Source organism: Paenibacillus glycanilyticus (assembly GCF_023715145.1).
Lineage (GTDB): Bacteria > Bacillota > Bacilli > Paenibacillales > Paenibacillaceae > Pristimantibacillus > Pristimantibacillus glycanilyticus_A.
This window is the reverse complement of sequence record NZ_JAMBNP010000006.1, coordinates 395632-407125: the sequence shown is the minus strand read 5'-3', so window position 1 is coordinate 407125 and position 11494 is coordinate 395632. Positions and strand designations below refer to the sequence as shown.

General features: G+C 44.3%; 12 protein-coding genes. 8 read left to right on the top strand and 4 right to left on the bottom strand.

The features are described 5' to 3' along the window. The first annotated feature begins 752 nt into the window (after window positions 1-752). From M3194_RS19285 to M3194_RS19275, 3 genes are all read left to right on the top strand, one after another. Window positions 753-917: a hypothetical protein gene (locus M3194_RS19285; protein ID WP_251655695.1), complete on the top strand. Its 165-nt coding sequence runs from the start codon at window positions 753-755 to the stop codon at window positions 915-917. 190 nt (window positions 918-1107) lie between these two features. Further along, window positions 1108-1899, top strand: coding sequence for a sugar phosphate isomerase/epimerase family protein (locus tag M3194_RS19280; protein WP_251655694.1), 792 nt, complete (start codon window positions 1108-1110; stop codon window positions 1897-1899). Between the two features lie 41 nt (window positions 1900-1940). Continuing rightward, window positions 1941-2189 (top strand): MafI family immunity protein, encoded by a 249-nt coding sequence (locus tag M3194_RS19275; protein WP_251655693.1) that lies wholly within the window; start codon window positions 1941-1943, stop codon window positions 2187-2189. 355 nt (window positions 2190-2544) lie between these two features. Here the strand turns inward: M3194_RS19275 and M3194_RS19270 are convergent, their stop codons facing one another. Then, a complete protein-coding gene (locus M3194_RS19270; protein WP_251655692.1) occupies window positions 2545-3315 on the bottom strand; it encodes an arylamine N-acetyltransferase family protein in 771 nt (256 codons plus the stop codon). A gap of 345 nt (window positions 3316-3660) precedes the next feature. Between M3194_RS19270 and M3194_RS19265 the strand changes: the two genes are divergently transcribed. Together M3194_RS19265 and M3194_RS19260 are read left to right on the top strand one after the other, a co-directional pair. Next, window positions 3661-3804, top strand: coding sequence for a hypothetical protein (locus M3194_RS19265; RefSeq protein WP_251655691.1), 144 nt, complete (start codon window positions 3661-3663; stop codon window positions 3802-3804). A 244-nt stretch (window positions 3805-4048) separates the two neighbouring features. Then, window positions 4049-4402 carry a helix-turn-helix transcriptional regulator gene (locus tag M3194_RS19260; RefSeq protein ID WP_251655690.1) on the top strand — a complete coding sequence of 118 codons (354 nt, stop codon included), beginning with the start codon at window positions 4049-4051 and terminating at the stop codon, window positions 4400-4402. A 160-nt stretch (window positions 4403-4562) separates the two neighbouring features. Here M3194_RS19260 and M3194_RS19255 read toward each other — a convergent pair whose 3' ends face one another. Beyond that, window positions 4563-4859 (bottom strand): hypothetical protein, encoded by a 297-nt coding sequence (locus M3194_RS19255; protein ID WP_251655689.1) that lies wholly within the window; start codon window positions 4857-4859, stop codon window positions 4563-4565. 211 nt (window positions 4860-5070) lie between these two features. Between M3194_RS19255 and trhA the strand changes: the two genes are divergently transcribed. The 3 genes from trhA to M3194_RS19240 all read left to right on the top strand — a co-directional run bounded on the left by trhA (window position 5071) and on the right by M3194_RS19240 (window position 8231). Further along, on the top strand, window positions 5071-5706 hold the full coding sequence (gene trhA, locus M3194_RS19250) for a PAQR family membrane homeostasis protein TrhA (RefSeq protein WP_251655688.1): 636 nt from the start codon (window positions 5071-5073) through the stop codon (window positions 5704-5706). Between the two features lie 200 nt (window positions 5707-5906). Further along, on the top strand, window positions 5907-6788 hold the full coding sequence (locus tag M3194_RS19245) for a putative RNA methyltransferase (RefSeq protein WP_251655687.1): 882 nt from the start codon (window positions 5907-5909) through the stop codon (window positions 6786-6788). 309 nt (window positions 6789-7097) lie between these two features. Further along, window positions 7098-8231: a copper amine oxidase N-terminal domain-containing protein gene (locus M3194_RS19240; RefSeq protein WP_251655686.1), complete on the top strand. Its 1134-nt coding sequence runs from the start codon at window positions 7098-7100 to the stop codon at window positions 8229-8231. Window positions 8232-8297: 66 nt separating this feature from the next. On the opposite strand, the gene M3194_RS19235 is transcribed toward M3194_RS19240, so the two are convergent. Both M3194_RS19235 and M3194_RS19230 read right to left on the bottom strand, forming a co-directional pair. Then, window positions 8298-10397, bottom strand: a complete 2100-nt coding sequence (locus tag M3194_RS19235) for an RICIN domain-containing protein (protein ID WP_251655685.1) — start codon at window positions 10395-10397, stop codon at window positions 8298-8300. A 208-nt stretch (window positions 10398-10605) separates the two neighbouring features. After that, the gene (locus tag M3194_RS19230) at window positions 10606-11469 is read right to left on the bottom strand and encodes a LysR family transcriptional regulator (RefSeq protein WP_251655684.1); all 864 of its coding nucleotides are present in this window, start codon (window positions 11467-11469) and stop codon (window positions 10606-10608) included. Window positions 11470-11494 lie beyond the last annotated feature (25 nt).

Here is an 11494-nt window from a genome sequence, read left to right as displayed (position 1 = left end):
ATATGGAATAATATGGGGAAATAACCTTCCCTGTATTTCATCACGCCTTCATGTTGTTCTGGTCTACTACAATGGCTCTCTTACTTTTATTCCTCTTTTCTGGCAAGGGCGAAATCCTGCGAATAAGTGAGCATTCGTGAGAAAAATGAATCGTACCGAGGGAGTTGAATAGCCAAACTGAATGAAGCTGCCGGTACACGATCGGCAACTTTGTTACGTTAACGGGCAGTTTAGTTCCAATATGTGGTAGAATTAAAAAGGTGAGAAACGATAGGGAAAAGAAGGACATTGAATAAACAATATAGTGAAGGAGGTTTTCGAAATCGAAAAAAGATTGGTAAAGGGGGCAATTTACGGATTTTTAATCGGTCTAGCCCTCGCTATTGTATTTATTCCAGATACTATTAAGCATGTAGATACTAATGTGACTACAACCTATTCAATCCCGATACGGGAGTATTTGCTTAAATTACTTAGATTTGCTGTGAAAGTAAGTTTAGCAACCACAGTTGTTCTATGGATCCGAGATTATTATCTTGGTCCACATCAAAAAAGTGAGCCTTCGTTTATATTTGGTTTTATTAAAAGTTTTGCAATCGTTTTTGTACTAATTATTTTGGTTTTATTAGCTTTTTCACTGGTTACTTATTTTATTTAGTGCTTCAACTTACGGGAAACGATAGTTCAGTAACTAAACAGCTGACGTTGGAATACCGATAAAGTCATTTCTGGAATTTTTGGAGGTGTATATCATGCAAAAGGCAATCGTAATTCATTATTTTAACGAAAAAAAGAATAACTTAGCTGAGCTAAATCAACTGTTGCAAGATGGATGGAAAGTTGTAAGCCAGAACCCTATGTCTTGTTCTGAGTCTGGTGGTACAGTTTATTCACTTGCTATACTTGAGAAAAATTAGTACATATGGATTCATTGAAGTAAAGGGGAACGATAGCACCACGAAATGACGGCAGCCGACCACATGAACGGTTGCCGTTGCTCGTTGAAGTAACGGGCAGGTTAGTTAAGTAACTTGTATCAATAATATTATCCATTTTATGGTATGATTTAAGGTAGATAGGATACTAAAAGAGAATCGAGGATGTCAAATGAAATTGGGAATGCCCACTTTAGTTGAATACACATCCATAACTGATAACGTCCAATTATGTAAAACACTTGGATTAGAATTTATTGAATTAAATATGAACCTTCCTATCTGCACACCAGAGAAATTAAGTCATTCGGAATTAAGTTACTACAAAGAAAAATACGGATTAGATTTTACCATTCATCTCCCAGAAGAAATGGATTTATCCTCCTATCACCCATCAATAAGGAAAGGGCATTTAGAACGATGCAGACAAGTGATGGAGTGGGCAAATTTGTCAGGAATAAAAACACTGAACATGCACTTGAATAATGGGATTTATTTCACCCTACCGCAGACAAAGGTCTGGATAAATGAACAGTATGAATCAAATTTTTTAGAATTACTTTATGATTCGTATTCAGAACTTTATCATTTGGCTAAAACTTTTGAGGTTGAATTATGTATTGAGAATACGGGAAATTTTCATATTCCGCATATTCGAAAAGCACTTGATCAGTTAAGTTCATTCAATAACTTCTATCTTACCTGGGATGTCGGTCACGATGCGAAAGCAGGTTTCGATGAAGAATCAATCTTTATTTATTTTAGTAATCAGATAAAACATATGCATCTTCACGATTATAATGGTAAATCTGATCATCAATCTTTATATACTGGAATCGTCCCGATCAATAACAGATTGAATTTTGCCCAGCGGACTGATTTGTCTGTTGTTATTGAAATTAAAACCAGTCAGTCATTAACTGAATCCGTATCGGAGCTAAAGAAAAATGGTTTCCTAAGCTAACGAGTAACGTTAGTTTGAAAGTGTATTGGAGTGAATGAATTATGAATATTGAAAAAGAATTGACGCAAATTCTTGAGCAATTTAAATTACCCCAAGATGATAAAACCTTTATAACCGAATTAATAGAGCACCGTGAATGGGGAGTAGCGCTTGAATATCTTTGTGCTGCGATTGTTCAAGAAAAGATTATAATATCAAAAGAGCTTTACAAGCAGATTGCCTCGACAGCAAAAAAAATGGATATGTGGATTGAAATTCAGGAAGAACTAAAGCACTGTACAGTAAACTAAACGGGGAACTTAGTTCAAGTCCATCTAGGAGCAGATTGCCACCGCGGTAGCTGCTCCTTCGTCGGCACGATTATCGTTTCTGCGCAGCTCCGGCAGTGCTCCGTCGATCGGATTCGACGATCAAAGCAAGTATCCGCTTGGCCCGGCCCTTCAATATCTAAATGGCACGCTGGCGTATAACTTCCTTATATCGCGGCCGGTAAGATTATATCGATTCTGCCGATTGTCATCATCTTCCTGTTCCTCCAAAAGCAATTATTAGCGCATGGTCGGCGCGGTGAAGGGTTAGCGCACACAAAGAAACTGCCTGTTGTCATTCGAATAATGACGATAGGCAGTTCTTGTATTTAAACGACTAGTCCAGCTTGATCCCAAAGTGCTGGCGTAACGCTTCCTTGTATGCTTCGTCCGATTGGGGCGTGAACACGTTGACCCCATCTTGGGCAAACAGGCGGAATTCCTTCCCGGCCACCGTGTTCCGGCCCTCCCGGGTGCGGATGGCAACCATCTCTGCCTTCGTAAAGATCGAGTCCGGCGCATGCTCGCACCAATAGCTGGCCATGATGTAATCCTTCGGCAGCTGCGGCTCCTCCGTGAATGAATAGAGCCGGCACCATTCTCCATGCTTCAGTTCGCACAGCATCCAGCCGTAGTAAGGGTCCTTGTCCAATCGGTAAGTTTCATCGCCCTGCCGGTGCGGAAGCCCCTCGACCATGGCGACTGGCCGACGGGGAACGATGCCACCGACGCCAACGTCACATAAATAGGTTTGGTCCTCGGCTTCAACCTTCAGCACTTGATGGCGGCGTTTCGGAGGAGGGGACGGCTCGTCGCGCCAAAAGCGGGCGAACAGATCGGTTACAGGGTATCCCAGCTCGCGCAGCAGCCATCCGAACAGCGCGTTCAACTCGAAGCAATAACCTCCGCGCCGCCTGACGACAATTTTATCGAATAGGTGATCGATCTCAAGCGAGATCAGCACGCCGTGCACAATGTCCAAATTCTCATAAGGCACGGCGTGAAGATGACAGTCCTGCAGATCTGCGAGCGCTTGAGCGCTTCTGTCCAGCGGTCCGTCATAGCCGATTCGATCTAAATAGAGCTGAACCTTGCTTTTCACGTCCATATTTCCGTTCTCCTCCCTTAAGACTAGTTTAGATCTAGTTTAACTCAAGCTTGTCGTGAGTGGTGACAGTTCTTGTCGAACGAGCCGGCGGAAATAAAAAAGATGACCTTGATGGTAGAAGGTCATCACTTGGCTGCTTAATTCCGCGGTGATGTAAACTGTTCGCTTGGTGACGAACATAACGCCCACCGACAGAATAAACTCGCTTGGCGTTGTAATTGGGATCCTGAAGGACAACGCCGAGCGTAATCTCCCCGCTTGTTGGCTTATAAAGCCCGCATAAAAGCTTAATAAGCGTTACCTTATATTTTTTATCGCCTGAGCAAGATTAGAAGCGAGGCAATTATGGTTGAGGTTGCAGTGCCAGGGCAGAGATGGGAAATTGAGTTTATGGATGACGGTACCATTGAAATAGAGAAATTTATTAGTGATGGTGAAATATATGACGCGGCGGAATTAGAAGTATTATTAAAAGGGTTCTCAGATTAGCATGTTGAGCTAATGGTAGAGTTATAGTCGAAAACAACACGACGGCAGCCGATACATTATGGCTGCTATTTTTTATTGCTGCAAGAGGAGTTAATTGCAATAAAACTCAAGCATCACTTGATAGTCAATTGTGTAAGGAATAGGTATTAATAGTATACTGATGAAGAGGTGATCCCTGTGTTTGATATGTCGAAAGTAGGGAGTAATATTGCTGCTTTAAGGAAACGAATCCGGGATGTACCAAATGAGTCTGGCTGACCAACTTGACATCAGCTACCAAGCAGTGAGTAATTGGGAAAGAGGCGAGTCGATGCCCGATATTTCCAAACTGCCTCAATTAGCTCATATTTTTGACGTTAGAATAGATGATATACTTGATGAAAGTAAACGTGCTGAATCATACAACCCAGCATTATTTACAGAATCACAAAAAATTTTCAGTGAGGGATATGGCGGTGCAGCCGAACTGCTGGCGATCTCCTCTTTTTTGAGTAAACCTACCATTGACGCATGTGCGAAAGAAATTATTGAACGAGAAGGCAAAGGGGTAATCGTTTTTCTAACCTCGGTCATGAGCGAGAATGCAATCGACGAGTAAAACAGCAGGCGATGAAGATAGTTCAAGAGAGCTCTGGCAGAAGTACAAGAAAAATAGCTGTATTTAGGTGTCATTTATAATCAAAAGCCCGGCAGCATATAATGGGCTGTCGGGCTTTTGATTATAAGAAAACATTTTAATATAGTGTCGGCTGCGAATATTAAACGTTAGATGTTTTTTTCGCTGCTGTAACCATAAGTAAGATTCCGGTAATAATGTGCAGAATCATTCCCACAAACGGTATCCAACCGACCACGGAAGTGATAATCCCCAAAATGGAACCGTATTTTGGTTCATTGTTCTTTGCAGAGAGAATCAATGTGATGATATGAAGTATTAACATAACTACTAACGGGGAATATCCTGTGCTAATAATAAATAGACCACCAAGTACAGGAATACCTAAAAATATTTCAAATGCTCCTGAGATCCACTTCAAAATACGAGAACCTGTCATTACAATAACTCCTCCATAAGGTGTTTTGTACCAATATATCAAAAATTACAATTATTTACTAGGACTATTTTCCAAGTTTCGACATTGATTGACAGCATGTATGAAGCTTTACTGTCACTTTTGGATTACTTGGTGTCGAATGGTTGGCAGCCGATCATTATGCTATGATACGGACAAGGAAATGAATTTTATATAAAAACAGGAGGAGTCTATGGCAAATACACATGTCTTTTCCAAAAAAGAAGAAGCAGCTAACGCGATCACCCATGGCATTGGTGCCGGATTGAGTATTGCCGCGCTGGTACTTCTCATTGTTAGAGCGAGTTATATTGGAGAAGCCTGGCATATCGTATCGTTTACCGTCTTTGGATTCTTTATGTTTATTCTATATATGTCATCAACCTTATTGCATAGCTTTCCGGAAGGAAAAGTTAAAGATCTGTTTGAGATATTTGATCATGGGTCGATTTATTTATTTATTGCCGGTACTTACACGCCTTATCTGCTCGTATCGATACGAAGCCCGCTCGGTTGGAGTTTATTTGGCGTGATTTGGGGCATCGCGATTGGCGGTGTGGTGTTTAAATGTTTCTTTGTTAAGAGGTTTCTATTCTTATCAACGCTTGGTTACGTCATTATGGGGTGGATGATCGTCTTTGCATGGAGGGCTATTGCTGATCATTTAGCCTACGGCGGACTTGTATTTCTGGTCATCGGAGGCGTGTGTTATACAGTCGGCAGTATCTTTTATGTATGGAGAGCATTCCCTTACCATCATGCGGTGTGGCATCTCTTTGTTATCGCCGGGTCGATCTGTCATTTCTTTTCCGTCTTTTTATATGTTTGAGAAAGAATCCAACGAAACATGTTACTATATAAGTGTTTTCAAGTAGGACAATGAGGAGAATTGACCGTGATCATCAAATTCATTCGTTTAAAGTAATGTAAGGCGCAGTTCACATAGCCCAGCTTTTTTTTGAAAAACGCTTGGGTTTATTTGACTGTGCCTTTTTCATTCACCTAATACGAATGAAAGGGTGCTTTTTTGTGTTGGAAAAAAGCAAAAAGTTGATGAGCGCTGAGCAAATTGAACAATATCAGGAGATATTTAGATGTCCAGTATGCGAAAAACAGATGCAAGTAATTCATTTTCAAAGTCTAGTCTGCGGCAATCAGCACTGTTTTGATATAGCCAAACAAGGATATATAAACCTCATGTCTCGAGCCAGCAGTACGAAGTATGATAAAAGAATCTTCGAATATAGAAGGGTAATTTGCAAAAGCGGCTTATTTAATCCCCTATATGCTGCGCTAAGCGAAATCATGATGAGTCGATTCCAGGGCAATGAACCTGTAAGCCTATTGGACGCAGGTTGTGGGGAAGGGTCCCACATAAATCGCATACAAATAGAAATCAATCGGAAGAAAAGCAACCCTCTAATGGCTGTAGGGATCGATATTTCAAAAGAGGGAATCCGTATTGCCGCAACCGAATATTCAAATGGGATTTGGTGTGTGGCGGACATTGCAAACTGTCCATTCGCAAACCAGCAATTCAAATTCATTCTAAACATTCTCTCGCCGGCCAATTATTCAGAATTCCAGAGAGTGCTTAGCGATAATGGTCTGCTGATTAAAGTCGTCCCTGGTGAGGATTATTTAAAAGAGCTGAGAGAAAGCTTTTACGAGGGATCTGATAAACAGGGTTATTCAAATTCGCTTACAACGAACCTTTTCAAAGAACAGTTCAATTTATCAGGCGTTGAAAGCCTTCGATATGAAGTTAATCTGAGCGAATCCCTAATGGAGCCATTGCTTGGTATGACGCCGTTATCCTGGGGGGCCTCCGGGGAACGCATAGAAAAAGTCGTTCACATGAATCTGAAACAAGTCACCATGGACTTTAAGATCCTAGTTGGCAGGAAATAACCATAGGCAGCTATCCAAATAGCAAGGGATGGGAAACAACAGGTTTCCCATCCCTTGCTTTTAGTGCAAGTGATTAATAGACTTCAAGCTCGAACAAGGAAAATCCGTATTGTCGTTATCTTGAGGCAAAAAAAGTGATTAACCAGTCATTAATTTAGAAATAAATATCTTTAATATCTTTAATTATCACTGTACTGGATAATAATCACTTAAAAAAACTGCATACTAATTCCAATATAACAGCTGTAACTTTTAAATTAATCATTACGTCTAGAGAGTACATCAGAGCAGAAAGGAAGAATATTATTCATGAAAAGAAAAAATATCATGCTGTCCAGTCTTTTATTTGCGAGTGTCATTTCGGCAGGCAGCGCGCCATTGGCGCATGGAGCAGAAAGCAAAGCTGCTGCCGCCGCTCCCTCTGCCGTTACTTTTAAGATAAACGATGTTCACTATAGCAATAACACGGGTAAGCATAGCCTGCTTGCAGCCCCATTTGTGAAGAACGGCAATACGATGCTTCCCGTCAGAGCCGCTGCCGAATCATTAGGCGTTTCCCTTAGTTGGAATAACAAGAGCCAGGTCATTACCTTGTCGGGGAAAAGCTTCGGCAATATTAAATTCACGTTGAACTCTTCTTATGCGGTGAATGCGAAGGGAGAGAAAATCAAGCTGCCCGAGCAGGTTCGCCAGGCAAAAGGCATGATATTCGTTCCAGCCCGGTCATTGGCTTCACTGCTCGGCATCCGTCTCCAGTGGCAGCCGGCAACCGATACGATTACTCTCACCAATCAGGCACAGGCGCCTGGCTCAATAAGCTTCAATTATCAATTTTCGAAGGATACGGAAGGATGGAAGGGGGGCTTTGCCGATTTGCCAATCGATTATGATAAAGAGATTTACGAATTGGACTTTGCCCGCAAATTACTTCCCGTTCCGAACAATACCGCTAATTACGGGTTGAAGCTTGCCGGTCATAATCGCAGCGATGATTTGTTCATGTTTCTTTCCAAGGGCATTGAAGGGTTCAAGCCAAATAAAACCTACAACGTCAATTTGAAATTTGCGATGTACACCGAAGCGGGTGGAGGGATGATCGGTATTGGCGGTTCACCTGCGGAATCCGTATTCTTGAAGGCAGGTATCCTGTCAAGCGAACCATTGTCTGTTAAAACAACTACGGCAGGTGAGGAATATTACAGAATGAACGTGGATGTCGGCAGTCAAGGAACCGGCGGCAAAGATGTCAAGGTAATCGGCAACGCTGCCAAACCTGACCCGGAGAAGGAAGGCTATCAACGTGTTGATTTTGAATATAGCGCGAAGGTGACTTCAAATGCCAAGGGCGAGATTTTTGTTCTTATCGGCGCGGATTCAGGATTTGAAGGATTGAGTACTCTGTACTTTGATGATATCAAGGTTGCCGCTCAGGCCGCGGAGTAAGGGAGATCTGTTTTAGAGGGATACAAAAAGCCTTGGCCATTAACTGTGGCCAAGGCTTTTTGTCGATTAAAGAACCGTAAAGCTCCAGTTCTGATTCATGGAGCCCGATTCCGTCCACTGCATATTAATGGCGCCATCGGCCGTGCTGCCGGCGCTGAGCCCGAGCATTTTGCCGCTGTTGACATTTTTAAGCTTGTAGTAGCCGCTGCCTGCATCAATAAGCTGCCACAGCTGGCTGCTGGAGCTGCTTGCTGACTGAATAACATTATTTGCGCCATCGGCCGTGGAGGCTCCGGCAATATCCATGTACTTGCCGCTGTTTGCGTTTTTGATTTTATAATAGCCGTTTGTATACTCGAATTGCCAGGACTGGCTTGCCACGCCCGTGAACGGACGTTGTTCGATCTTTGTGCCGTCTGCCGCCGCATCGCCTACTGTACCCAGTGACTTGGTGCTGTTGCGGTTGGATATGGAATACGTCTTGGTCAAATCGATTGAAGCCACCGCATCGAAGCGCCATGTTTGGTTGGCCGAGCCTGTCTCAGCCCATTGGATAACGGGAGCGCCGTCTCCCGTTGAACCGCTGCTGATTCCGAGCACTTTGCCGCTGTTGCGGTTCTTGATTTTATAGTAGCCGCCTCCAACGTCCACAAGCTGCCATTGCTGATTATTGGCGCCGTTAGCCGTCCATTGGATGGCTTGGCCTCCATCTGCCGTTGAAGCATCCTTCATGTCCATGTACATGCCGCTGTTGGTATTTTGGATGAAATAATAACCGGAACCTGCAGGGGCAAATTTCCAGGATTGGCTGACTGCCCCGCTAAAAGGGCGCTGCTCAAGCGTTGCTCCGCTCGTAGTCAGGTTACTGGTAATGCCGAGCGCTTTGCCCGAATTGCCGTTGACGATGGCGTAAGTTAAATTCGCGTCAACAGGGCCGGGAACAGCAGAAGCAGGCGGGCTCCAGGTTCCGGCGGCTACATCCGCATTCCATTGTTCATACCCGTTGATAATTGGCTTGCCCGCAGAATCGAAGGTAAGCGGATAAAACGGGTTGCGGCCCGGTCCCGTGCTTGCAGGACCCGTATTGGCTTTGTTTTTCATGTTGTTCCAACGGTCGCCGATATACATATATAACGTGCCTTCCGAGCCTTGGATCGGAAGGATCTGGTCAATCTGCGTATCGAAAGAGTTGGAGGCGGCAGGGCTTGTTCCGGCATAGCTCGCTCCGTTCCAGGAGGTAGTCGAAGCCCAGTAAGCCTGCGTCCAAGGGCCGGTTATGCTAGGCGCCGTATAGTAATAAGAGCGGCTGGATTCATACCCGTTGGTCTCGGAGGCCATCAAGTAGTACGTAGCGTCTTTTTTGAACAGCGTGGTTGCTTCTTTATAAGGAGCTGTCGACTGCAAAAGCGTTGTAGAGACTACATTAATCTCGTATTCATTGTTTGCATTTAACGCGGTTTCCAGCTTGCCGATAGCAATTCCGGAATTATAATCCGGCTTGCCGTCGGTTTTAAGTCTCCAATCCACGGTGTAAGACAGGTAAGTGCTGCCGTCGTCGTCCGTGAAAATCGAACCGAGGTCTCCTTGCCCGTAGTAATTGCCGGGGGTAACCATCACCTTTTGGTACGTGAACGGACCTGTCGGGGAATCACTGTACCAGATGGAGACGGAATTGCGATAACCGCAGCAGCCGTATTCCATGTACATCACATATTTATCAATGATGCTGTTGAATTGGACGAGCGGTCTGCCAAACCATTGGCTTCTGTCAAATTCAGGGATAGAGGTGTCTCCTGTATTGTCGCGATACTCATTTATGGACGGAAAGTTGACAACCTCCCTATGCGCTGTCCAGGTTACCAGATCTGTTGACGTGTATGCGCTGACTTTCTTGGTCCAGTTTGGATTAGGCGTTCCGTCCGGAAGCTTGGATGGTTGAGAAATGTCGAGGCCATACCAATAGAACGTATCTCCTTCTTTCATCATCCAGCCGCCTTGGGCCCAGACCGGGTTGTTGTCCGTCGCTTGCTTTTCTGCATTGTTAACAATTAATGAGGAGGCCGCATGCGCAGGTTGTACGAACAACGCCGCCGACAAGATAAATACCGCGGACAGGAGTGCCGCCCACAATTTTTCAGGTAAATACAAGCCTTGCTTAATGGACATAAATAGTCACTTCTCCCTTGCAGAGATTTTTAAGCAAAATTCAATTCAACTAAGTACCAGCCTGCCTTTCTTCAAGAATTGTCTCGCATGAGCGATTATTAAAGCGCTTTCAGTATAAAGCGAACGGATATCTATAAACACTTGGAAAAACAACGAAAAATAAACCGATTCAATGAACTTATCGGTAAAAGCTTCATTTCAAGGCATTCTAATCCTGCCGAACAATGGATATGATCTCCATCAGCTCGGGCATATGCTTGTGCTTGCTCTTATAAGCGATAAACAGTTCATTCGTAACGGTCAATTGATCAAAGCTGATCTGAATGTTCGCCTTCGAATTCGCAAGCAGATAGGTAGGGATAACGCTGATTCCCGCTCCCGCCTCGACAGCCCTGATAACGGCATGCAGATTGGGGATCACATGCTTGGGCTTAATAAGCGGGCGGCGCTTGAAATGCTCTCTCCACAGACGTCTAATAATGGGAAGCTCCAGACCGTAGGAAATCCACCTTTGTCCGGACAGCCATTCCTCGATTTCCTTCAGACTGCAAAGTGCCGGGATGGCGAAGCTGGCAGGCGTAATGATCGTAAAAGTCTCCTCCATCAGCCATTCATATTCGATGCCGGGAACGGAGAATTTCTTTGGCGTAATAATCAGGTCCACCTGGTCTTCCTTCAACAGGTCGAGCAGCTGATCCGCGGTTCCGAAGTAAGAGACGCTGCATATGGCAGCATCCGTAAGCTTGGGCAGGAGAAGCTCCTGGAAATATTCAAGGGACAAGCCGATGCGGAACACCCGGTTATTCGGCAGGGAGGTGGATTTGAGTCCAGCCGTTGCCTCCTCCAGAGATTCCACCAGCGGAGCGAGCCGGGAATAGAGCTCCTTACCCCGTTCTGTAGCAACAAGTCTCCTCGATACACGCGCAAACAAAGCCTCGCCTACCTCGGCTTCCAGAGCGGCCAAGTGCTGGCTCATTGCGGGCTGCGTCATCATTCGGGTTTTGGCCGCTTCGGATACGGAGTGATGCTTGTAAATTGCGATAAAGCTGCGGTACCATTCAAAATCCACCATCGTTGCTCTTCCTCTCCTGCCTGTT